This window comes from Phytobacter massiliensis JC163 (assembly GCF_000321045.1).
In the GTDB taxonomy this organism is placed as follows: Bacteria; Pseudomonadota; Gammaproteobacteria; order Enterobacterales; family Enterobacteriaceae; genus Phytobacter_A; species Phytobacter_A massiliensis.
Window position 1 is genome coordinate 687477 of sequence record NZ_HE578946.1, and the last position, 24724, is coordinate 712200.

General features: G+C 43.9%; 21 protein-coding genes and 2 pseudogenes. 5 read left to right on the top strand and 18 right to left on the bottom strand.

Annotated features, from left to right (window positions below):
- Positions 1–50: 50 nt before the first annotated feature.
- Both ENTHG_RS13700 and ENTHG_RS13705 read right to left on the bottom strand, forming a co-directional pair.
- A pseudogene (locus tag ENTHG_RS13700) lies at positions 51–909 on the bottom strand (alpha/beta hydrolase family protein).
- Positions 910–1116: 207 nt separating this feature from the next.
- A complete protein-coding gene (locus ENTHG_RS13705; protein WP_044180536.1) occupies positions 1117–2019 on the bottom strand; it encodes a LysR family transcriptional regulator in 903 nt (300 codons plus the stop codon).
- A 110-nt stretch (positions 2020–2129) separates the two neighbouring features.
- On the opposite strand from ENTHG_RS13705, the gene ENTHG_RS13710 reads away from it, so the two are divergent.
- Positions 2130–2852, top strand: coding sequence for an SDR family oxidoreductase (locus tag ENTHG_RS13710; RefSeq protein WP_044180537.1), 723 nt, complete (start codon positions 2130–2132; stop codon positions 2850–2852).
- A gap of 250 nt (positions 2853–3102) precedes the next feature.
- Here ENTHG_RS13710 and ENTHG_RS13715 read toward each other — a convergent pair whose 3' ends face one another.
- From ENTHG_RS13715 to ENTHG_RS13770, 13 genes are all read right to left on the bottom strand, one after another.
- Positions 3103–3594, bottom strand: coding sequence for a tyrosine-type recombinase/integrase (locus ENTHG_RS13715; RefSeq protein WP_237567484.1), 492 nt, complete (start codon positions 3592–3594; stop codon positions 3103–3105).
- Positions 3595–3628: 34 nt separating this feature from the next.
- A complete protein-coding gene (locus tag ENTHG_RS13720) occupies positions 3629–4138 on the bottom strand; it encodes a fimbrial protein (RefSeq protein WP_044180539.1) in 510 nt (169 codons plus the stop codon).
- 12 nt (positions 4139–4150) lie between these two features.
- Positions 4151–5191, bottom strand: coding sequence for a fimbrial protein (locus tag ENTHG_RS13725; RefSeq protein WP_044180541.1), 1041 nt, complete (start codon positions 5189–5191; stop codon positions 4151–4153).
- A 19-nt stretch (positions 5192–5210) separates the two neighbouring features.
- Positions 5211–7757 (bottom strand): fimbria/pilus outer membrane usher protein, encoded by a 2547-nt coding sequence (locus ENTHG_RS13730; RefSeq protein WP_044180543.1) that lies wholly within the window; start codon positions 7755–7757, stop codon positions 5211–5213.
- A gap of 30 nt (positions 7758–7787) precedes the next feature.
- A complete protein-coding gene (locus tag ENTHG_RS13735; protein ID WP_044180545.1) occupies positions 7788–8450 on the bottom strand; it encodes a fimbrial biogenesis chaperone in 663 nt (220 codons plus the stop codon).
- A 62-nt stretch (positions 8451–8512) separates the two neighbouring features.
- Positions 8513–9049, bottom strand: coding sequence for a fimbrial protein (locus ENTHG_RS13740; protein WP_044180547.1), 537 nt, complete (start codon positions 9047–9049; stop codon positions 8513–8515).
- Positions 9050–9474: 425 nt separating this feature from the next.
- The gene (locus tag ENTHG_RS13745; protein WP_044180548.1) at positions 9475–10026 is read right to left on the bottom strand and encodes a tyrosine-type DNA invertase; all 552 of its coding nucleotides are present in this window, start codon (positions 10024–10026) and stop codon (positions 9475–9477) included.
- Positions 10027–10832: 806 nt separating this feature from the next.
- Positions 10833–13730: an AAA family ATPase gene (locus tag ENTHG_RS13750; RefSeq protein ID WP_161624529.1), complete on the bottom strand. Its 2898-nt coding sequence runs from the start codon at positions 13728–13730 to the stop codon at positions 10833–10835.
- A gap of 328 nt (positions 13731–14058) precedes the next feature.
- On the bottom strand, positions 14059–14937 hold the full coding sequence (locus ENTHG_RS13755) for a restriction endonuclease (protein WP_044180552.1): 879 nt from the start codon (positions 14935–14937) through the stop codon (positions 14059–14061).
- Between the two features lie 200 nt (positions 14938–15137).
- The gene (locus ENTHG_RS13760; protein ID WP_044180555.1) at positions 15138–17099 is read right to left on the bottom strand and encodes a tetratricopeptide repeat protein; all 1962 of its coding nucleotides are present in this window, start codon (positions 17097–17099) and stop codon (positions 15138–15140) included.
- A gap of 381 nt (positions 17100–17480) precedes the next feature.
- Positions 17481–17804, bottom strand: a complete 324-nt coding sequence (locus ENTHG_RS25480; protein ID WP_145973670.1) for a hypothetical protein — start codon at positions 17802–17804, stop codon at positions 17481–17483.
- 40 nt (positions 17805–17844) lie between these two features.
- Positions 17845–18081 carry a hypothetical protein gene (locus ENTHG_RS13765; RefSeq protein ID WP_044180557.1) on the bottom strand — a complete coding sequence of 79 codons (237 nt, stop codon included), beginning with the start codon at positions 18079–18081 and terminating at the stop codon, positions 17845–17847.
- Between the two features lie 184 nt (positions 18082–18265).
- Entirely contained in the window at positions 18266–19423 is a 1158-nt protein-coding gene (locus ENTHG_RS13770) for an ankyrin repeat domain-containing protein (protein WP_237567485.1), read from the bottom strand.
- A 165-nt stretch (positions 19424–19588) separates the two neighbouring features.
- Between ENTHG_RS13770 and ENTHG_RS13775 the strand changes: the two are divergent.
- The 3 genes and pseudogenes from ENTHG_RS13775 to ENTHG_RS13785 all read left to right on the top strand — a co-directional run bounded on the left by ENTHG_RS13775 (position 19589) and on the right by ENTHG_RS13785 (position 21285).
- Positions 19589–20433, top strand: a pseudogene (locus tag ENTHG_RS13775) (DUF6387 family protein).
- 166 nt (positions 20434–20599) lie between these two features.
- Positions 20600–20806: a helix-turn-helix transcriptional regulator gene (locus ENTHG_RS13780; RefSeq protein ID WP_023294357.1), complete on the top strand. Its 207-nt coding sequence runs from the start codon at positions 20600–20602 to the stop codon at positions 20804–20806.
- A gap of 203 nt (positions 20807–21009) precedes the next feature.
- Positions 21010–21285 (top strand): hypothetical protein, encoded by a 276-nt coding sequence (locus ENTHG_RS13785; protein WP_044180560.1) that lies wholly within the window; start codon positions 21010–21012, stop codon positions 21283–21285.
- A 542-nt stretch (positions 21286–21827) separates the two neighbouring features.
- On the opposite strand, the gene ENTHG_RS13795 is transcribed toward ENTHG_RS13785, so the two are convergent.
- Positions 21828–22391: a helix-turn-helix domain-containing protein gene (locus ENTHG_RS13795; protein WP_044180564.1), complete on the bottom strand. Its 564-nt coding sequence runs from the start codon at positions 22389–22391 to the stop codon at positions 21828–21830.
- Positions 22392–23381: 990 nt separating this feature from the next.
- On the opposite strand from ENTHG_RS13795, the gene ENTHG_RS13800 reads away from it, so the two are divergent.
- Positions 23382–23807, top strand: coding sequence for a hypothetical protein (locus ENTHG_RS13800; protein ID WP_044180566.1), 426 nt, complete (start codon positions 23382–23384; stop codon positions 23805–23807).
- 136 nt (positions 23808–23943) lie between these two features.
- Here the strand turns inward: ENTHG_RS13800 and ENTHG_RS13805 are convergent, their stop codons facing one another.
- A complete protein-coding gene (locus ENTHG_RS13805; protein WP_044180568.1) occupies positions 23944–24264 on the bottom strand; it encodes a hypothetical protein in 321 nt (106 codons plus the stop codon).
- Between the two features lie 26 nt (positions 24265–24290).
- Positions 24291–24677: a hypothetical protein gene (locus ENTHG_RS13810; protein ID WP_044180570.1), complete on the bottom strand. Its 387-nt coding sequence runs from the start codon at positions 24675–24677 to the stop codon at positions 24291–24293.
- Between the last annotated feature and the right edge of the window lie 47 nt (positions 24678–24724).

Below are 24724 nucleotides of genomic sequence, written 5' to 3' on the forward strand. Positions count from 1 at the left end.
TGAGTGGATGTTAACCTGGGCGTACTTTGGACGTAATGTCCACGCTTTGTTTAATCCGGGCACTGACTCTCCAGCCATTGACCGACAACGGGCCATAATTTCTCCGCACACCGGGTACGAAAAAAGCCCATATGGCCAATGGCCGGAAGACCAAATTCAGCGTGCCGTATCTCGCGGCGTTCGATTTTTGCTTTTTGCACTGGTTCCATCAGCCGCGCAATGGCTTCAGGGTTAGCCCAGGGGTCGTCATCAAAACCCATCACCAGCACAGGTAACATTATTTCACTTGCTCGTTGGCGTGCATCCCAGTCTGGATCGTCGTAAAAATAACCTGGCATTGCGCTCCAGCGCCCCCACTGAAGCATCACTGGAGCCGGTAAATCCTCTCCAAGCCCCAGGCGCTTCGCAGGCATGTACCCTAAGATACGACAAAGAACCGGGGCCAGAACACGCAACAAGCACCAGACGCGCACTTTTTTCTGTCGTTTGTTTTATTGTGCTCGTCACACCGGCATGTGAGGCCACTATAACCGCAGCCTTCAGGGCGTGAGTGGCTGTCGAAAGCAGAACGGCATGCCCTCCCACACTATGCCCTACCGCCAGCAGGCTAAGTTCGGGGAAACGAGCTTTAGCCCAGGCTGTGATGCATCCGACGTCGTGCTCGATCCAGTCAGACATTGAGACATTGTAGCTACGGACCATCCCGGATTTAGAATGGCCAGTGCCACGGTAATCATAAGTCAGGACACTGAATCCCCTGTTAAAAAGATACTCTGCGAAACCCTGATAAAAAGCCTGTACAACCGCCGTTGCTGGATGAAGGATAACCACTGCTTTGGCATCGCTTCTTTCCCAAACCGTGGCAGCCAGGAATTCGACTTCATTTACGGGTATTTTTATTGAATACATTCGTTGAGCCTTTTCTATGTGGTCATACCAGTGGTACCTGAATTCAATCTAGCCTTTACTACCCAATCTGGCGATTTTTTTTGTTGTGAGTCCTTAACGTCCGCTCCTCGCTTATAGCGGACATTAAGACCGCTGCTTCAGCTCATTCTGCACCCAGGTTTTTAGCTTCCCCCTCCGCACGAGTGTCTCTGGCTATTATGAATAATTTCAATAGATTATTGGCTGTCGCCACTGCCTGATATGCTCGATCAAGGATCTTAGCTTGGGTGCCATATTGCGCCGTTGGGGAAAATAGAGATAAAAGCCCGGAAAATCGGGAAGAAAATCATCCAGCAATGAAACGAGCTGCCCTGTTTCAATATAGGGCGTGAAGGTGTCTTTCGTGGCCAGCGTGATGCCGCCACCGGCAAGCGCGAGGCTTAGCATAAGATGCAGATCGTTTGTTGTGACTCGCGGTTCAATCGCCACATTAAAAGGGACGCCTGCCTCCTCAAATTCCCAGCGATAAGGCGCGACATCCGGGGAAGGACGCCAGCCAATGCACTGATGATCAACAAGTTCACGCGGATGTTGCGGTGCGCTGTGAGCCGCCAGGTAAGAGGGGGATGCCACGACCATCTCACGCTGCTGGCCCGTCAGGGGGACGGCAATCATATCTTTTTCAATGACTTCGCCAAGCCGTACGCCTGCGTCATAGCCCGCCGCTACAATATCGAACTCCTCATCCGACACAAAAATATCAATCGACACCGCAGGATTCGCAGCCGCATACGAAGCGAGCAGCGGGCCTGAAAGAAACGCTTCCGCTATTGATGTCACCGCTATTCTGAGCAGCCCGCGCGGCGTGCTGTCCGAAGCCACATGTTCAAAGGCCGCTTCAATGTTTGCTAAGGGGGATGATAACGATGAATACAGCCGCTCTCCTGCCTCTGTCAGATTCACGGATCGCGTGGTGCGCATAACCAGCTGGGTTCCAAACGTATCCTCAAGGCGTCTTATTCCCTGACTGACAGCCGATCGCGTGATGCCAAGGCGACTGGCGGCAGCGCTAAAGCTGCGCTCCCCGGCGACCGCCAGGAAAAGCGGTAAAAGGTTAAGGTCGACTTTCATTGTTTAAGTTTGCTAACCAGTGAGTACAGTAAAAGCAGGGTACAAGAAACAATGCTGAGTATCTATCATCGTGTTGAACTCAACGGTTGTTCTCACAGAAGGTGCAAAGCATGAATAAAGTTATCTTAATCACCGGCGCATCCAGCGGTATCGGAGAGGGTATTGCCAGAGAACTGGGAAATGCCGGTGCGAAGGTATTTCTGGGCGCTCGCAGAGTGGAGCGTATCGAGGCGCTGGCTGCTGAAATCCGCAGCGCGGGAGGCGAGGCGCAGGCCCACGAGTTAGACGTTACCAGCCGCCTCTCGATGGCCGCCTTCGTGCAGGCAGCGCGTGACAAGTGGGGCCGGATTGATGTGTTAATCAATAATGCGGGCATTATGCCGCTTTCGCCGCTTGCAGCAGGCAAACAGGATGAATGGGAGCGCACCATTGACGTCAATATCAAAGGGGTGCTGTGGGGCATTGGCGCTGTTCTTCCCATCATGGAAGCTCAGCATTCCGGGCAGATAATCAATATCGGCTCTATTGGCGCCCTGTCTGTTGTGCCGACAGCCGCCGTCTACTGTGCGACCAAATTCGCAGTAAGGGCTATTTCGGATGGTTTACGTCAGGAAAGTTCAAATATCCGGGTAACCTGCGTCAACCCGGGGGTGGTGGAAAGCGAACTTGCCTCAACGATTACCCATCCCGAAACCATGGCGGTGATGGATGCATACCGCGCCATCTCTCTCAAACCCGCTGATATTGCCCGCGCCGTGCGGCAGGTTATTGAGGCTCCGGAGGGTGTCGATACCACGGAAATCACTATCAGGCCCACGGCATCTGCGAACTGACGTGGGGCCTGGCAGAGGGGGCTGTAAACAACAGAAAGCTGCCCGACGGGCAGCTTCAGACTGCTGACAAAGCCAACGGGAATTCATGTAACGCCTTATCCGGGCTACCGTCATTGTGCCGCTTTTTCGTCACTCTTGAGGTTGTCGTGAGCGTAGGGGGATTTCCAACTCCAGAACATGGCACATTAAAGGGCTGCTAATACCTGAATCAACTACTCTTCAACATAATTGTGATAACGCGGAATAGATTTTAAGTTTCGATAACCGAGATGATCCTGAATAGAATCATTATCAATGCCTTTTTATCCAGTTCATATCCACAAGCATGACGGAGCATCCTTGGGTGAATATATTGCTTGAATTTTGCCAGTTCACAGCACTCACGAATGATTTGATAGAAACGCTGTCGGGTTATTTTATTTCCCCTGGAGGAAATAAAGAGAAAGTCATTACGGACCGGATAAGACTTTCTGGCTAACAGCCAGCGCTGTAATGAAATAATCTCTTTTGGCTGTAAATAATGATAGCCTGATACTCCCTGACGCGCCCGACGAATATAAATACGCTTACCCGGCAGGTCGATATCTTGCAATGTTAATGCAGTGATTTCGTTGATCCTAAAACCATGCAAAAAACACATTTGGATCATGCAGCTGTTTCTCTCCGGGTGGGTGCAATAATGTGCAGCAATCACCAGGCGTTCAATATCTTTTACGCCCGGATATTCGGTTTCATCCTGCATGGGTCATTCCTTTTCACTCATTTAAATCATCTGCCTATTGATAGGTAAAAGTCAGTTGCACCACTGATTCAAAATTACCCGACGTCGCTCCACCTTGCGTTGAATATAAGCGCGCCGCCAGCGGGAAAACGCCCTTTTTGGTACTGCTGTCAATCGCAACAGTCATCTCGTCCTGGTTTTTATAGGTGGTAGAATGATCGCTATTGGTGATCTGTAGCGCGAGGTTCTGCGCCGCATCGCTGGCCGCCATATTGGCGAAGAGGGTGGCGTCGTCGCCGTCAGTGACGCCATCAAACTTCACCGTTGCTTTAGTGGTTCCTGCCGGACAATTTTCGATATTTAAGTTAAAAGATTTCCATTCTGAAGCGGTCCCGGCCGTTTGCAAATGCGTTTTCACCAGCGTGCCGAAATCCACCTCCTGATATCTTGTATCCGTGCTTACCTCACAAGGGAAATAGTAAATATTACCTTGTATATTTAAAGGTATGCCGCCCCAGGATGAAAAAACAGGCAGCGACAATACCAACCATAGCGCCTTTTTCATTATTTTCTCCTGTTATTCAATTTCGGCCTGAATCGTTGCCGTGGCGGTGAATCCCCCACCTTCGGGTAAATTACCGGTGGTATTAATCGGGTAGATTTTCATGGCCGTGTCCCCGGTTTGGGTTGAGTAATTCATCGTGACCGGCAGCATTCCTGAAATTACAGGGATTTTGGTTCCGGTAATACTTTCAATTCGCACCGCAATATCGTTATTGGTGGTCGCCAGCGCGGTGTTGTCATGAGCGTCAGCCGTTCCCTGGAATGAAAGGGAGATTTTTACTCCTGTGGAAATATTGGTGCAGGCGACCGTCATATCGACCACGTGTGGGGTGAATCCCGTCGGCATCTGACTGGCCGTCCTGAAATTATTGCCAGCAATATCGCCAAAATTGATATTAATCGGCTGGCCGGTGTTTATCTCACACGACTGCGGTACCGTAACTGAACCGCTCATCGTGATCTGTGCCATAGGCGTAGAGCTATAACTACCCGCGCGCCTCGTTCCGTAAACATTAAGAATGATTGTCGGTGGGATTATTACCTGGCCAACGAAGGCTCGTGTAAAATAAAGCGAAATATATCCCTCCGAGCCGGTATCAAACATTGTTCCGCCTGGATTACAGGTAAAAGAGTTGGGACTTCCATTGCTTTTATCTGTCAGGGGTGTTGGGAAGAAGTCCTTCTCCGCGCCAGCAATATATAACTCGCTAGCAATTTCCAGATAGGGATTAAGCTCATAATAATGCAGCGTGCCGCGGGGTTTCGTTGCCTTTAGCCCTGGGATCGTTGCTTTATAGAGAACGGGTAAAGCATCGCTCACCACTGTGCAATCACATTTTGCATAATATGTCCCCCCTGTAGACCAGTGGTACAGACGGGGAAACTCCATCCCGGGCTCGTTTTGCGCGGGATCGGTAAAGGTTTGAATAAATGAAAAGGAGTCCTGAGCGGGGGTCCCTGATATAGTTTCACACCACTCGGTTGCAGCCATCGCCTGCGGCGACAGCGCCAGCGCGGTCAGGCCTGCTAATATTGCCCATGAAAATCGTTTCATTGTCTGTGCATCCTTTCGATTAACGGCATAGCCCCTGGGCTACAATGATGCCGGTGACGGTTTTTCCTGACGGCAGCGAATACTGAATCCGACAGCGATCTTGCGCGCTCGATCCCCATTTCACGTTAAGTACCCCGTTAGACGCCAGGCCCGCTAAATAGACCTGCCCGCCGTCGCCGACGATAAACGCCTGCTCTGACGTCACGGCTCCGGCTACGCTGACCATCGCGCCGAAAGGTACGGGCTGGCCATTCGCCCGACGCACCGTCATCAACACCCGGCTACCAACGTTGGTGGCATAACTGGCACGCACCACCGCCCCACGGGTCGGCACCACCGTCTGGGTTGTGAGTTCAAGATCGACATCATCCGGCATCGTACTGGTATCAAGCGTCAGCGTATTTTTACGATACGGCGAGGTATAAGGCACCACGGCATAGCCTCGCCAGTCAGTCCTGACGCCAGTCTGGTTGTTGATGCCCACGCCCGAAGCGCCTGGCGCTTTCACTAAAGCGAGGGTTTCACCAAAAGGCTGCCCCAGCGTCAGGCCATTTTCATGCGCCAGCATCCCGCCGCGCAGGGCGTAGTTCAGGCGATGGCTGTATTTATCATGACTGTAACCGCCGGTAAGTTCCGCATAGGTTGCGCGCCAGTCGGCGTTGACGCTGCCGCTCTCTCCTCTGCCCTGGCTGGTGTACCCTTCCTGTACGCTCCAGCTCAGGTTATTACGTTCCAGCAGGGTGCCGGAGAGACCCAGATTGTTACTGGTGGAACCATTTTTGTTACTGTTCAGGGAGTAACTGGCGTAAACCGGTTTTGGTAGCCATTCCCCCAACGGTACGCTGATGTTCAGAGCGAACAGGTGGTCCTCATCATTGCGTTTGCCGGTGTTCTGGTCGGTAGTATTACGGTTATAGCTGTAGTTCATGCTGTAGCTGATACCGCGCCAGCTATTGTTGTATCCCACCCCAACGGACTCCATTGAGCGCCCGGTATTCCAGTAATCCTCGCGGATATAACTTAGCGATAGCGATCCCATGTCCTCACCGAGGCTCTGGCTGAGTGTCACTTCTCCCCGGTTACGACGCCGCTCAGTTGAAGGCGTAAAACTGTCATCCCGATAGGTATCCAGCACTTCTTGCATATCCCAGTAGCCGCTGGTCGCATAGCGATATCCCGCCAGCGTGACATTCGTTCCCAGTCCTGGCAGATCCTTGCTGTAACGAATGCGCACCGACTGTCCGCTCTCTTTGTCTTCGCCCTGCCGCGTAGACCAGGCCTGAGTGACATCAGTGGAGACAGCCCCGAGCTCGCCGAGGTTTTTCCCCATACCCAGCGCCAGCGCCTGATATTTACTGCTGAATTGACCGCCGCCGTAAAGGGTCACCCAGGGTAGACCATAAATAGCCGTCGCCTGGGTAAGAGGGGTTTCATCAATGCTGTTGTCGTAAGCCCGGTATACGCCGGAAGTTACGCTATATTTCAACCGCCCTTCACGTTGCAGGACGGGCAGTGAAGCATAGGGCACAATCAGGTTCTGCTCGCTGCCATCAGATTCTTTAATGGTGACATTTAAATCACCCGACCCGCCGGTCGAGTACATATCGGTAATTTCAAAGGCGCCGGGGGAGACATAAGCCTGGTAAATCTCATAGCCATTCTGGCGAATAATGACCTGCGCATTGGTGCGCGCAATTCCGCGGACGACCGGCGCATAGCCGCGCAGGCTTTCCGGCAGCATATCGTCATCGGAAGCCAGCATTGCCCCACGGAAGGGGATGCCTTCGAAGACGTCGGCATCGGTACTGCTGTCGCCCAGCGTCATCACCCCTTGCAGGGCATTAATATTACGCTGCGCGTAAGTATAAACCGTATCCCAGCTGTTACTGGACTCGCCGCCGCTGCTGCTGCGGTTCCAGGTGGTATAGTTACGTAAACGCCATGGCCCGATGTTTATACCGGGGCGCAGGTTAACGTACTGATTGTCACTGTCCGACGTGTCGTTTTTACGCGACCAGTTATTTGCTCCGCTCAACGAGTAATTCAGCAGAAGCGCTGTAATACCGTCATCCCACTGCTTTGGGTCTACCCAGCCTCGTGCTGCGCTGGCAACCGCCGCCTGAGGGAAACTTAATAACAGACGCTGCTGGCTAAAACGGAAGTCTGCCTTTGCCTGCGGAATAACGGCCAAATCAGCACAGTCCGCCGATTTGCGGCCTAACTCGGGGAATTGCTTAACGCGCACGCCCCATTCAACGAGTTCCTCCACTTTCAGGCAGGGCTGCAATTCCGCCGACCCCTTAAGCTGGCTCTGCTGAAAAACCACATCGCGGGTTTCCATAAAGACATTATTGAGATAAATATCAACCCGATAGGTTCCCGGCTGCTGCCCTCCGGCCTGTTCATAGGCCGATAAATCCCTGATGCCCGTCTGCGGGCCATCCATTTCCAGTAATGCAGGGTTAAAAATATCCCGAGCCAGCGCATCATCACACCACGGTATCAAGGCAACGGCCAGAGCTCCGGCTATCCGGTTAAACCGCCATTTGTTATGATTATTTTTCATTCTCTCTGGAACTCCCTGACCTGACAGCTTTTACAAATTAGCGCTGTGCTGCGCGCCAATACCGCCGTAATCATTAATCAGTTTCCACCGCAAAGAGCCTGTGCTGCCGCGCGGCAAAGCAAAACTCGCCGTTGCGCCAGGCGCCACCCAGTTGGCTTCATCGACTTCTGCGCCACCGATTTTCACCTCGGCAAAATTCATATAAAACGCCGTCGGATTCGTGACCTGTAACGTGTTGCCGCTGCGCGTCCAGCGGAGCTGCTCCGTTACCATTTCCGGCGTTCCCACGACGGATTTCGGGCGATAAATTAATTTGATACGGGTTTTAATGGCGATCTGTAGCGTATTGGCACCCGCTTTGGCCTGTGAGGAGGGGATTGCTTTGATATTCATCCAGAACATACTTTCTTTGTTTTCGGGCAATCCACCGCTGTAGATCACCCGCAGGCGGGTCTGCTGCTCACCTTCGAGGCGGAACAAAGGCGGTGTTAACAGAAAGGGAGTCGTCCCGTTATCGGTATCTACCCAACTTTGAATGAGGTAGGGCGTACCATCATTATTGGTAATGCTCAGCGAAGACTCTTTTTTGCCACCGGAATAAATCAGCCGGGTGCCGCCGGTGACGACGCCAGCATGTGCCGCAGCGCCCGCCAACAGCCATCCAGCCATCAGCACTTTCAGGTATCGTTTCATCTCCAACTCCCTGGAAAAGCGAGCCGATTTCGGCCCGCTAGCACGATCAAATAGACGGAGAATCAGTTGTAACTGATGGTGAAGTTAGCTGTGCCGTCAGCTTTACCAGCAACAACCGTAGCTTCGGTCTGGATATAGCGAACGCGGAACGGCAGATCGATATTGCCGGTAGAGGGAACGGCCAGGCTGGTGGAACGTGCAAACAGCGGAAGGACGTTATTGTTGCTACCGTCAACCAACTGCAGCGACACGCCTTTTGCCACATCAGGATCGGTACCCGCGCCGGTCAGCTTCAGTTTTTCGTTATCCCCGCCAACGTTATCGCCGGAGAACAGCACGGATGCTTTGCTGATGGTGGTTGGGCAGTTTTCTAATTTGATATCGAAACCTTGCTCAGCCGCGGTAGAACCCGTACCGGTAAAGGCAGTCTTAGCAATCTCTCCCATATCAACGACCAGCGGGTTAGACAGGTCGTTGATCACGTCACAACCAGCATCAATGATTTTGCCGGTAAACTTCACCTGACCGTCATCTGCCAGCGCAGCGCCAGAAATTGTCGCGCAGCCGGCAACAAAAGCAGCAAGGAATGTTTTTTTCATGATTTGTCCTTTTCAATGCAGTCAATGCATTAACTTAAAAGCGCAATACCGTGCGCATCCTTTTATTTGCGTTTGATATTAATGACGCAGCCAATATTCATCCGTAAAATAGATGTGATATTTTGAAGTGGTCATTTTGTATCAATTTGACCACTTCAATTGGCAGCAATATAAATTGCCGGGAAAGGTGTTCCTGGTTTTATATTTATCAGGAGAAATCTTAATAAACCTGATAAAAAACTAAGGGACGAGGTTTACAACAAACCATACACGGTGCAAATTTAATTTACTTGATTAATAGCTTTCGTGTATGGTTCTTTTAACTTGCTGAAAAATAACATGAAAAATAAAGCTTGGCATAAATTGACATTGTTGCTACCTGTAGATAACATGGGAGTCAGTTTGATACAAAATGACTATTTCATTTACCAGACCTCTCTAAATCTGGCATCATTACTCGCCGTATAAATAACCGTATGCTGAATATTTCTGTGACCCAGAAAATCCTGGATTAATCGCGTGTCCACACCTTTGTTAGCAAGCGCAAAACCACATGCATGGCGCAGCATATGCGGATGAGCATTAATCTCCAGCTGTGCATCCAGACTGAGGTTTTTCATCATCTGGTATATTCTTTGTCGCGATAAAGGCTGGCCATTACGCGATAAAAATAGCCACTCGGAGTTATTGCCCGGATAATTCTTACGCACTCGCAGCCACTCAGTAAGCGTTTTTATCTCTTGCTTATAAATAGGATGTGTCGTTGAAAAACCATTTTTCAGCCGTCGAATATAAATAACCCCGCTGTGAATATCGATGTCGGAGAGCTTCCAGTGGCGAATTTCACTTACCCGACACCCATGATTAAAGCACATCCATAATAAACAGACATCGCGTTCAGGGTTTGCCCCCCGTCTGGCCGCATCAACCAAACGCTGAACTTCCCCGACCGTCAAATGCTTACGCCCTGTTTTCATTAACTTTCTCCATCCACAAGACACGATAATGTGCGTAATAATAATAGTACGGAAAATAAAAGCATGAGAGAAAATGTAAAGTGATATGAATATGATAAAAATCGTGAATAATACAAAAAATAGAGTGATAAAAAATTCCGGAACTTTAGCGTTGATAAAAAACACTCTAAAAGCAGACTTTGTCCTAATTTGAGATGGTCATTACATAAATAATAAATAGCGCGGCCAACGGTACAATTCCGAATAGAGGCTGCGGCTTTACTACAGGCACCGCCATTGCGAAAGCCTGCCGTTGCGGGTGCGCATGCACGCGACGTGCCAGCAAGTCCCTTTACCGATACGTTGGGCCTAAAGATTCAGATTTAATGGGCAGGCTTTCGGCGGCGAAAGACAAATTGCAGGCACAAAAAAGCCCGCAGGGCTTGTGCCATGCGGGCTCTTAGGACTTCATCGGATGACTCTGGTAATCACCGATGGAGAATTTTGGGCTGGCGTCTCTGTGCTTTTAATTATAATGCATTGATATTTAATGTTTTAATTTAAATAAGTTTGGTGGAGGGTTCCAAAAAGGAACCTTAAGGTATAACCACAGCACGTTACATGGTCCTAGCACGCCAAGTGAATTCAAAATAACATGCCAGAGTGGCCATGTCTGTTATGAGCGAGGAGCGGAAGTTCGCACATAGTTGTAATGCTAACGTTGTCACGTTGGGATCCACGGGAAGGGAGTCAATTGGTCGACTATCGACTTATCCTCAATTTCACTTTTACAGTTTAATTGCACAATTTGCTCCTTAGATCCCGCGTCAAATTTCGATTTCTGGTGGTTCTTCACCGAATATTTCAATCCATTCTGACTGCCAAGTACTGCTCAGTGAAAACTTCCTGAACTTAGGATGCAAATCCGTCCTAATCAACAACCATTTCTGTTTGATTAGAGAGTTAGAACGCAGCGCGCGTGAAACATTATTTGTATATTTTTTATTGTCATCATTTACTATGTGATCGTTAATTGTTTCTGTAATCTCTATACCAATGCTGGTTTCAAAACCAAGATAGGAACGTATCACTAGGGCGACAAAGATGAGAGGGATATACTCACTTCCGCAGGACATGACATTTTCAAGAGATAATGGCTTGAATGAAGGTGGAATGTCTATCTCTTCACCGGATATACTGTTTTTTTCAATTCCATCACCGAAATCGAAGGATAAATTACCGTGATCACATTTCTCACGGTTAGCGGTAAACTCGTCGTTGTTACCTATGTTACGACTGAACGATGCCACCAGTCGGTTTATACTTTTTTCGGTTAAGAGTACGTCTGTTTGAGTTCTCAATAATGATAAAGTCATTTTTTCTCTTAAATACTCTGATGACAAATATTTTGATATTATAATTGGCATCTGACTTTCTTCGACTAGATCAATGATTTCATGATTGGTGTTAATACTCTTATCATTATAAATCGCATTAATCAGTCTGGTGAGTTCTTGCTTTGCTTCGTTATAGGGATTTTTTTCATGGAAAGGCAAATAAAGAGATGTTAAAGACAGATAAATTGATGTATGACAGATATCGAGTATCAAACAAGTGCCTAAAGGCGATATACGAAATGTATGGGCTGAGCTAACGGTGTACTCTGTGTTGAAGTCACTGTCAGAGGGTAGTTCAATACATTCAATAATCCTTTCTTTAACCGAACTCTCAATTGCTTTGCTAATCCAGTCTTTTTTATACCCGTAAAGTGATGCAAACCGGATTATCCTTTCAAGGCTAATTCCTTTTGCAATTTCGCCGGGGGAAACAGCATCATTCAGAAAATATAATATTCTTAACTTCAGGAAGTAACTCTGGTTTACGTTTTGATAGGGCAGGTAAACATTCGGTATATATGCTTTTTCCGTGTGATCGGGATGGTAAGTGAGCGTGGAGATAACATCCTTTTTACGCCATGCTGATTCGTTTCCCAATTGGTAGTGAACGTGTTTAATCAATTGATAAAAGTTTCTGATATTATGCCAAGACACGGAAGATAATATTTCTAGAATTGGCATGCTCTCATTTGATAATTGAAGATTTTTCCTCAGCACATCAGCATAGAAATTCATTTTATCTAAGAAATCTTGAAGCTGATATTTTTTCCTCCAGTCTCTAATCCTAAAATCTTCGTTCAGACATTCTTTAATATACTTTATCCTGGTCGAAATTAGTTTGTTAAAGTCCGGTGATTTGAGATGAATGATCTTGTCTTCTGGCCTAACGTCCAGAAAGCCTTTATCTTTATTCTTAAAGAAGGTGAACTCCCTGAGTGTGATTATGACTGTTGCACCCGATGCTTGGGTTATTAAATGAGATAAGGCATAAATTTCCTCTTGAAAAGACTCAGAAGCACGGTCGACATTATCAATCACAATAATAACGGATTTATTTTCCTTGACACGCTTTTGGAATATTTTTAATACTAGATTCTGCCGGTTGGCGCTTTCCCTCTCCAGTAGTTCAGCTTCTTTGACCATAAGCATTTCTGAATTTTTGGAAAATATATCTTTGTAGGGGCCGTTTTTTAACACTTTAATTTCATGCGCAAACGTGATGCGTAGTTCATCTAATGTAAACTCGCTTTCATACTCGTTTTTTATCTTTTCATGTAGATAATTGAATACGATATTTTTCACATCAATGCTATGTTTTGATACGTCATTTATCAAATCTATGATGATTGGGGTTGCATATATGTTTTTTTGCTGTCTTGCTTCTACTAAACATTTAGTTACCAGAGTGGTCTTCCCACATCCAACGGCACCAGTAATGATGATAACTTTACCAGTATGATGCTCCAGGATGAATTCTTTACCTTCAGAAGGTGAGAGGTCTAACGCATCATTAGGAAGAAAACTGGGTTTAGAATCTTTTAACGCTCTTTTTATTTCCCCTTTAAACTGATCCAACTTTGAGTCACTGACAAAGCAGTGCTCTAGCATTTTTCGTTGATTGTTTTCTGTTATCTGGGAAAAAAAGTTTTCATAAAAATCATCAATCCATTGATTGTCTTTGTTGCTATCCCAAATGAAATCATGGACATGATCCTTTAGCATGTAACACACTTCTGACGGTACATGGTTCAGTTCTGAAAGATAGTTGTCTAGATTATTCTTTTCTGTACTATCCCTAGAGATGAGGTTATACATGAGATCAAATGAAAACTCATCTCCAAAGATATTCCCAAAATAAACGCCTTTCATTGAATCAGTTGTTTTACCTGCTTTTGGCAGCATTGGGCAAACAAACCACTCTGCACCATTTGTGATCAATGCATATTGAACCGCTTTTTCGACACAGTATCTTTGTGCCTGATCGATCACCTCAGAGATTTTTTTATTGAATGCTTTTTTAAGATAGGCGACAGAGTATTCGTTTAAGGTTAAGGTATTTTTGGGGAGTCCGAAGGTCACGCCGATTTTTTTTGCTTCAACCACAAGGCGAGGTGTTCTGTCTGTACTCAGTATATAATCGGCATACCCCGCTGTTCTGCAATACGCTTCCGGCGTAAATTCTTCTTTATTCCAACCCAGTATATTTAGGATCTCATCTATCACCAGTAAGCGGCTTTCAGCTTCATTCGCTTCAAAAAGAGTATCTTTTCGAGCAATATACCGTTCCTGAACTTCCTTGAATTTTTCGAAAGCCTTTTCTCTGCTCATACTTAGCTCCAATAAGAGTATTGAAAATTTTACATCCGTGGCACTTGTCTCAATGCTCATGCTTTTCTGTTTGATTTATAGCCTGTTATCGCATCTTTCTGAGACAACTGAAATAGGGATGACATCATTTTTTATGAGTAATCCTGCTTTCATGGCAAATCACGGCTGACATACTTCCCTGTGGTTAGTACAGACCATTTTAGAAACTTCCGCTACTGGCACGGAGCGGACCGCCAGAAGCATTGCGAGGTCTGCTATGAGGGATATGCGACATTACTAACAGCATTCTGTGTGAAACAAATGAGAGCAGTCACCGCTTCCCAAACCGCTATTTCAGCGTGCCGAACTGTTTGTTCTTCAGTGCATATAGTCGGTCGAACTCAGCATAGGGCTCTCCCGTTTCTGCGGCGTGCCTGGTTTTAGCGTCCAGAAGGTCGGGCAAAGGAATCCCATGACTCAGTGAGTGATAAAGATCATAACCACTGACACAGATAACACGCTTCCCTTTACCAAAAGCCGTCAGACCTTCAGGCGTAAACCCCATCCAGCTGATAAAAACGCCGCGTGTCCAGGTTGCCTTGGTACTGAGCTTTCCCTCAAATACATGGAGATCGGCAGCCGACGTTCTTTTCTGGTGCCACTTTGCCTCCATCAGGTAAAATTCATCATTCAGTCGGAAACTTCCGTCAATCTGTTCGCCTGTATTTCGGAAAGACGAACGGGGAGCAAGCATAAAGATACTGAACAGTTCAGCAAGCCAGGCTTCAAACCGAAAACCACGTGGATGTGGCGGCAGAGATTTCATCTCGTTCATTTCAGCGATAAGTGAAGGCCAGTCAACACCATGCCATGCTTGGACAGGCTTTACGCCTTTGGCTTCATCCGTGTCAGCGTTTTCTAATCGGGAAATCAGTGCAAGATAGTCATTACGGCTTTGTTCAGCCTGTTCAGGCATGGATTCTGTTTTATACTGCCAGAGAGCGCCAAGAACCCGCAAAGCGGTCTCACGATCAGCCTGTTTCAGCAAGCATCTAACTCGTTTGGCTTTTGACGTCCCCTCTTCCTGATAACATTCATCATCAATATCAATGTTCAGTTCTTCATCAAAAAAAGCAGACAAAGTGCGGTTAGAGAAATCCAGTATCCAGCCAGGATCGCTCTCAAACACGAGATTAAACAGCCTCAAATCCTGCATTTTCAGTTTCACACCTACCTCCTTTTTTTCACAGTATAACGGGATGAAAGTGGAGGAGGAAATGAGTCAGCACCTGTACACAAGCATTAGTGTGTTCCGCTATTGGCACGAAACGGACATGTAACCTGACACGAAGGTCCGTTGTGAGCGAGAAGCGGAAGTTAACCATCTTCTTGCGAATACTCTTTAGCCGTGGCTATTCGTGTTGTTTTTTATTGTAATGGCTCATCGGTTAGTATGAAGGGGATATCAGCTCTGATTTTCGCAGTTAGTTCATGGTCCGGAAATCTACTTACTGCTTCTTTCCAGACACGCCGTGCTTCCGGATAGTTACCCATATTGAAGAAGGCACCACCCAGATTAAACCATGCATGGTCGTTATCGACATTAAGAGACAAGCTATGAAGATAAGGCTCAATGCATTTCTCCAATTGCCCCATTAAATCATAAGTGCTCGCCAATCGGTACCATCCCTGATCGTCATTAGGGAAGGCTAACGTATAGATTTTCATCAAGTTTTTACTTTCTTCATATCTGTGTTGTTTATTCAACGCGATTGAAAGACATAACCCGTAATCGCCTTTCTGAAGAGAATAGGCTTTTTCAAAACATAATATAGCTTCATCTCCCAGTTCCTCATCCTCTGCCCAATGACCCAGCAGATCCCACAGTACACTTGCTGCATCTGACCCTATTTTATTTACGCAGGCCTCAAGATCATTTTTAAATTGGAGATAAGTTTTATGAACATTTATGTTGCGATTTCGCAGGTAGATTATAGCCAGCAGCAATTCTCGTTGAACTAAAGGGTTTTCAGGAGAATGGCGCAAAGCCGATTCCCAAAAGGTAAGACTAAGCTTCGCATTCTCGATCGATTCACGGCCAAACTGCGAGACAATTTTTAAACACCATGGCCATATCCACTGTGCCTTATCTGCCTGGCTCAATAGGGTGTTAATTTCTCTAAACGCAGACCTGCCTTCACCCACATTGAAGAGAGCCGATATACGCCATCCCTGAAGATCAATTAAATTTCCTTGCGTATCGCTGGAAAACACAATTGTATCCAGTTGTTCCAAAGCCTTTTCGAACTGGCCAGTGTTGTGATAATAAAGACCCAGTGCATAATGGGCTTCAGCTAGATAAGGATTGTGTTTCAATGCCTGCAGGTAACACTCGACAGCCTGACTTTCATTTTCGAGAGCAGCATAGGTGCCCCCCATATTTTTGAAAATCATCGCCATGAGTTCATTGTCAGAGTTCTGCTTATTAAGCTCGCATGCTATTTTATATTCCTCTAGTGCTTTTTTGAAATCATTCAGGGCAGCAAATCCATTACCAATGGAGTAATGTAACCCCGCACGATCTGCACCATCAGCAAGCGAATAAGCCTTCATTCTCAGAATACCTAACTCAACGCGCTGACGGTCAAAAATTTTATTAGCACTTGCAAGATCAATCTCGGCCATATAGCAAAACATCATTACTGGATGTTCTTCGCCTAATACTGTTTTGAATCGTTCATATGCAGCACTGATAACTTCAGTCTGATTACTATTGTAAAGGTTTATAAGTTGATGAACCGCAGAAGCAGTATCATCTGCGACTTCATAAACTGTTAGCAATTCCCTTACATGGTCTACCATGTCATTTTCATTCATTTTCCTATGAGCTACGCGTCGGTTGCGCGCGTCAAGTGCGCTAAGGCGAGCCAGTGAGGTAATCTTGATAAGGTGCTGAATGGTCAAATCTTCAGCGAAAATGACGGTAACGGATTTCTGAGACTGCCAGCTTGGGCCCATATTTTGATAGCGGGTTAGTACACTCTGAGCAGAGGTAACCTTCAGCGTGTTTGTCGGAATATGAAGACAGACATAAAGTGAACCCGGACTCATCAGGAGATAATTCAGGTTTGAACGTTTAACTGAAATACTGACAGATCCATCTGTATTAAAACCTGCAGCAGTACCTTTTAGTTGCACCTGAAGTCGGACATTGGTCGCCATTCCATCATGCATTATTTCGAGCTGGTAATCAGTGCCGTAATCATTGTCATCTGAACTCTGTTTGAGAACCACACTTGACGAAGCGATAAAAGCTTCGAACGCAGTCTTAGCCATTGTATCGTGAACATGATTCTGATCCCGCTTAGGCAAATCATCGAGGTAATTCATGAATGGTTTCCAGTCTATGTAAATGAAGACCTAAGTCATTTCCTACTGATTGTAAGTTATATTACACGTGATTATCTACCAAAAGCCCTGTACTGATGTCCAGCAAAGTACACTTTTAGCAAATCACATTTTCAGCAAAACAGAGCCAATTGGCTAACATTACATGATGTGATTAACGTCGGCTTCTGACACGAAGCAGCCTGTCAGATTAGACTTGGCTCTCTGCCGTAGCTGTGTTAGGTCAAATCTGAGCTAATACATGTAAACGGTATGACAGAAAAAAATGTACTTTCATCGCGAGATCATTTTGTTGCATTCTCGGAAAATTGCAAGTGTGGTAATATGAGTAAAGTTATTTATTTTCATATCTTAGCTGAGTACTTAAGAATCAGTGTCGTTTTTAGCAAGTAAATCATTCGCTTTACGCAATCTATTAGACGCAGATAAAAGTATGTATAGTTGCCATGCAAATATATAAGAGCCTAACATTGAACCAATGAAGTATAACGAATTTAAAATCGGTCCAATATCATTTTCATTCGATAGTGTTAATAAAATATTTTCTAACTTGTCAGTTGCAGTGTAAATAAATAAAGTCATCATCATTATACAAACTATGACACAAGCAAATCTGTTTCTTGCTTTCATAAAAGGTACGCGGTACTGAACTTTTATCTTGTCATCATTTTCTGCAAAATCGAACATAACTAATAACTTTCGGCAGGGAGAGATGAGTTGAAGGATTTCAAATGAATTTTCCAGGTAAAGCAGTTTTTAAGTACTCCTGATGGAATTGGACGGCAGCGAAACAACACTGGAATATAGCTTTCAAGTACAAATGAAATAGTTTTTCTTTTTCAAGTTGCAGAGCGAGTTGTTCAATAATGTCAGATTCGTCCTTTCTTCCTCCCAGGATAGGTGTTATCAAAGAGTTTAAAATTCCGCCTACTACAGGTATTAAAGCAATAAATATTTCGAACATAGAAACTCCTTACCATAAGGTGAGAATAAAAATAGCAAAATGGTCTGTTGATGTTAATGTTTACTAATTCACAATGCATAAACTATGTGTTGTTGAATGTTATCATTCTTGATTATGCATACATTTTTAATGCTTATGGTTTATCCTGTAGAGTCAGGAATGATGAGTTATATCCTGTGATTATTCACAGTCGCCCACCGCTTTTGATTTTTGATGACTGATTTTTAATGGCCTTTAGACGTTTGGATATTTGCTTCTGCTCGTAACTGGTTATGTATTTTAATATATTATGATAATTTTTATCATCAGAAATTTTGGTTAGATCTATGAGGAACTCATTTCTTATCATCCACTTTACAATTAGCGTATCGATATCTTTGTAAAGAGGGGCGCCGTTATACTTATAAAAATTAACATCTTGAATGTCACTGATGCAATAAAGAGTACTTAAAATATCTCTGTAATTGCTAATACAACTGTTAATGACGAAACGGTCTTTATTGAGCTCTATTTTGAATCCATGCTCAGAGAGTTCATGCAAAAATAATACTGAATTGATGTTACAAAAATCGACATGCAACGTTCTTCTTTCAAATTTATCAATATGGAAGAGAATGATCTTGTGTAGTTCATCATCATATTCCTCTTCAATAAATCCTTTTCCTTCATGATTAATAAGGTTGACATTGCATCCGGCATCTATTGCTATGGATAAAACTTCTGGGGAGAGAGGGAGGAATAGAATATTTCTTCCTCTGCTATCGACGTGATTTATGTCACAACCTGCATTGATTAATTCTGTCAGCCCTTCAGGATCCCTGTAATGTTCAAAAATGCAGGTATAGCCTTTAGCATCTGTATGCGAGGTGTCTAAACCCAGTTCAATCAGCTTCCTTAGTATTTCGGGATTTTTTTGATGAAAGAGCGCATTTTGTCCCTGCTTGTTGATATGGTGTATATTGACTTCATTGCTAACCAGAAAATCCAGTGCTTCTAGTGTTCTACAGCCAAAAATAGCATTGTTGCCGCTACTATCAGCAGTATTAATATCATAGCCAGCTTTTAAAGCGTACTTTAGGTTATCAGGCGACTCTGCATTGAAGAATAATTGTGATATGACGAAGTCGAGAGCCCTTTCGGTTAATCCCTTTTCTGATAAGTACTTTAATAGGTCCATAAACACCCCTATGAAAAAATTTCTAAATTCATTAGATATCAGAAATTTTGAGGAATGCAACAGTGGGGGCAGGCGTTTCTGATGTAAGGAGTAAAATTTTAACAAACCACCCTTGGAAACATCAGAAACGCCAGCAGTCAGCTTATGCCAAAAGGATATGGTCATGCAAGTGGAGCACTTCAGTGCTATGAGCAGTAGGCATGGTTAGACGGTTCGCGTCGAACGACCAGGGAAGTATTACAAAAATTGTGATCACGAAAAGCGGATGGCTTTCGCTCTCTGTGTAAGTCACCTATGATGGGCAGAAGTAGTCCTGAACATGGAGATCACATGCAAAACTGGGATAAGTCACATACACAAGAACTGAACAAATGGTTTAACATCGAAACGTATAAAAAATTCGAAAATCTATCACTGCACCTGCTCTACCATGAACTTTCGGCCAGAACCTATTTTTTTAAAACGCCCCTTATAGGCAATGAAGAACTCTTTGTCACGATCAACCGCAAAAAAATCTATAATGGCGATCCTTTTCTGGTCCCACCTGGGCGGTTGGGAGATTTGGATCCGTTCTATCGGCTCTTTCAGCCACCTCACTTAGTATTGCCAACAGTAGATCGAGTCGCACAATTGAGTATTGTGCTAATGCAGCGTGGGATCTTTACATGGCAGGGATATAATCAATATGGATTAAACGAATATTTTGAAGACACGCCTATCGGTGATGCGGTTCCAGATTTTTTTGACCGGACGGTCATGTTTGAAGTGGATCTAGCCAGTGGTACAGATGAAGAGATAGCCGAATCACTAAAATCAGTGTTACCGCAATGGCGTAAAGTAAGACACATGCCCTCTGACCCTTTGGAGTCTATCCGGTTCGGGTATGGAACAATAAAAAAATTATAAATAACAGGATTATTCCGATGCTTGATATTCTTGTCTGGGCACAGGAACAGGACGTTCGTGTCTCAGAACGCTGGCTGTCCCGGTTGCTTTACTCGATTGATGACGAAGAGGTACGCTATGATAATCAGATAAAAGATACTGATCGGCCTCTGGCAATGAAAGCGATGACAATCGATTTCATTAGGCAATTTCATCTTTTTATAAATAAAAACAGTCATCTAAAGGATATGAAGGTATCTGATGTCATTACACTGGCTGCACGTGACTAAAGCAAAACTGTCATTGATGCCATAAAAGGGGAATTTCGGCGCAACGAAATTCCCTGAAATTGATAGCTCACGTAACCCCCTCAGAATACATCTCCGAAGTTCACTGCTTTTTATTTCCGTTCTCCTGTACTGTTATTCTCACAGACACCACATTGAGGATAATAAAATGAATAATAAAAATATACGCCTGCTCCGACTTCCTGAAGTTATGAATAAAACCGGCTATGGCAAAGCATGGATTTATCGTCTGATCAACGAAGGTTTATTTCCACAACCAGTAAAGATTGGCGTTCGTGCAATTGCTTTTATCGAAAGTGAAATCGACGAATGGATAGTGTCTGCTATTGAGCGTTCACGTAAAAATGCAGCCTGATTACGGAGTTAATGATGAGTATATTAAATCCAGTGTGTAAAAATAAATGGCGCTATTCAGCAATGAGCAGAGGCCCACCTGATATGTCGTAAGTAGCATTAGGTCAGGATTTAGTATTAAGAAGTAATAAAAATAGTCATTGGTGAATGTTATTATGACAGTTTGCCGTGACACTATATATTAATAAGTTCAGGAGATTTAAAATGAATAATTCAATCATAGTGCCAGAAGATAAAGATTTTGTATGTGCATTTGTGACTTCACCAGATAGCTTGTATGAGGCTATTGAATCATATCATAATTACGTACATTCGGTCGAAGAGATAGAGTTTGAGCACGTCCTTCTTTATTTATTGTGTTCTATACTGGTTGAGGGTGGAGCAGATATTACCATTAATGAAGAGTTAAGAATGTGTATTGAGCACATTGTCAATGAAAAGAATAGTATCAATAATAATAATGCCGATAAAAAGATGTAAGGTCTTTAGTAAATTGTCATGGGTACAGACAACACAAGTCTGTACCCTCTTATTTTAATTCAACTGGTACTGATATATAGGAATTATGTGCTTTTGGTAGTGACCATCTGATTTTTCTATAGCAAAACTACAGGGGTGATAATTCTTGGGATTTTATATCCTTCTCTTTTTTATTTTTTATAAAACTGAAAAATACAGGATTTAAACGGTACCGGTATTTAAATTTAGTGGGAATAATGATATTTGTGTCAATCATTTTATCGATGGCCTGATAAAATCTGGTGGGTGTAATATGTATCCCTTCCTGCTGAGAAATGGACGTAGCACGATGAAAACTTAGGTAAATAATGCTCTTATCTGGCGTATACGACGCGATTAATGTTAGCAACCAGAATACATTGTGAATAGTATTGTTAAGATTATGATTTTCAACTGATGATTGATTATTTTGAAAGTAAGTGGAGACTCTTTTTTGCATAAAAATATCCTTATTTTGTTAAAGTTATCACTCGCGTGGAGAAAATTACCACGCTGTAATGTTTTTAAAATGGAATGCCGTCTGCAGGATATCGTCTTCTGGAGTTTTTAACCGACTTTGTTTTACTTCCTGCACGATAAAAGTTAAACGAATTGGCAAAATCTTCTGTCTCCAGTCTGGATTTTTTGAATTTATCCATCAGATCTTCATTGAAGCGACGAGGAATCCCTTTAACACACAAATTAGAATTCAGGTATACCTGATTATCTATGGTGTCACGAATAAGTATTTTTCTCCCAAATAACTCTTTGAATGCACGTGAAACATTTGATTTATTCAGTCCAAGCTCTCTGGCAGTACGAGACTGTGAAAAATCAGGAATAATATTTCCATAATCAATGGCTGAGAAGAGATAAAGAACAATTCTAAATGCTGTGGGCGTCAAATCCATTTTGGCGAGAGTCGCTATATTACCTTTAAAGATCATTGAGAAATCGTCCCTGAAGGACGTCTTTTTATAGCTACTTGCATTAATTTTTATTTCTTCCAGATCTTCGGGCATAACCTCCAATGCTTCTGCAATAATGGACTTTTGTTCATTAGTTAATACAACGCTTGTGATTGACATGATGGCTCCTTTTTATTGTTGTAATTACAGATATGACATATTTAATTTATTTGTCAACTGGGGTGGTGATATTATTCTAATTATATTTGTTTTTCAATTTCGTATTAGTTTTTTAGTGGGAAATAATGGGTTGTCAAATTTAGAACAAGGGGTGCTAAATTTCACCATCACCTGTTATGTAATTAATAATTTTTGGTGCTGAAAATAATAACCGCAAGGATCATATAATTATTTGATTTTATTGGTTAATTTCCAATTGTGTTCTGCAAGATAAAAGAGTGATAAAGAAATAAGAAACCACAGTTTTGCATTAGATCGATACTCAAGGCCTTGGTGTACCTGATGAAAAAACTTTTATTCTTGTTTTTCTTACATAATATCATTTATTAAGTGAAGCCTACGCAACTGTGTGTTGCGCCATTGGGCTTCAGAACATTACTACAGTGTTTTCTGTAAGTATAAATACGCTTCGCGCAGAAGTTCATAAAAATGGGTTTAGCTGTCAGCACAAATACGCTTCGCGCAAAAAAAAACAGGAGGCTGAGTTGGTCGGGAAAGCGAACACAGATACATGGTTTACCCGTTTGCTGACTACGGCTCACGCCGGGACCCTTCGGAAAAATCCTTTCTACTTCAGCGAATGAGTGCTGTGGGCACTCAGCGGCGCTGCCAAGGAAACAAAATTACGGCTTTTCAATTGTTCGGTAAAAATAATTAACATTTATCGGTAGTAGGGGCGTAAGCAAGTGCGTAGCACGCTCTCAAAAAATATTCCTGTGGGTTTCTTATCTGCAATAGGGAAATAACTCAGATGGTTGAAATATGAAATAGCATTACAATCAGGAAGACACAAAATTATCATAGTAAAATCTATTGTTATTTATGAAAGAAGAAAAACATGTATTAATAGTGAAATATTTTTATTTTACTATTGATTTTAACTTTTAAGATGATAGTACTTAATTATAAAAACAAAAAATGGAGGAAGTTATGAGTACTATTAATGTATTATCTCAGGAGGAAAAATTTATACATGTTGTTGATAAATTTATAACCCATAATCACAGCAGCGTTAATAACAACGCCTTTTATAAAAAACTTTATGTTCTCTTCGCTGGGTATCATCTGAAGTATTTCTATTCACGGGCGCAGTACCGCAATTCATGTTATCACGTCGATAATATTATGCAGATGTTTACAGGAGTCGTTTCGACCCTGAACACAACGTTGCTCAGGAAGCTTGCAAATAGCGACACGTTGCTGCATTGCCTGAATTCTCTTGTGAATTATATTTCAGGCAATCTGGACGAAGCAGAGCATATTTATGCTGATTTACTGGCCCAGTATGAAAAAAAACGCATTACAGGCTCTCTGGCTTATACTCCACCAGGCTTAGTGGTCAGGAAAAGACTGTGACAGCGACAGCGGCGTGGATAGGACATGGGATACTGGAGATAAATGGAGCAGGCGTATCCGGCAGGACACCAGATGCAATAGAAAAGTAGGGCCACCCATTCGGTGTCCCACCTGTCGCGATGGCTTTATAGTGGCTTTACTTATCAACGACCTGCCAGCCATCTTCCGTTTTGACAAGGGTTACAGCAGCAGTACGCTTTTCGTTATCGACAAGAGCCGTCACATTGCATTTATAGCTTTTATCAGATACTTCTACGCAGTCATGCTTTTTGACTGATTTTAATTCGCGCAGTGCGTCTTTTGGAACATCCTTGCCTGCTATAGATTTCACGAAAGTATTCGTCTGTTCCACGACCTTATTCATGGCCGTGTAAATATCCTGTTCGGAGGGTTCACTGTTACAGCCACTCAGCAACGATGCTGCGGTAATGAGTGTGATAACGGCATAAGTTTTCATAAATAGATCCCTGACTGTAAGGTGAGTTATTGAATCAGCCCCGTATTCATCCTGCTTTTATTTTCAGAGAACGACCACTTGCTGACCGTTTCTCCTTTAAATTCGATTTCCAGCGTTTTGGCCTGCGTCTGTGAGCCCCCTGTCAGCAGCCCAACAATGGGAATGAATGTGGTGGCATCAAACTGATTGTTATCCATTGAATAAGTCCATTCTTCATTGCCACTGTCCAGTGTAGTTCGGGTGTCCGGTTCACCTAAGCGGGTAATAATTTCAGATTTCGTTGTTTTGTTTTTAATGATTTTTGATTGCAGACTTTTCGATGTTTCATTTTTAAGAGTCTGGTTGCCTGAGGTTGAACAGCCAGAAATAAGGAAGGTGGAAATAAAAAATGCTGTAACAATGAATCTGTTCATAAGTTCTCGCATATTGATTTTTTATATTTGCTGTGGTGTGAGATTAA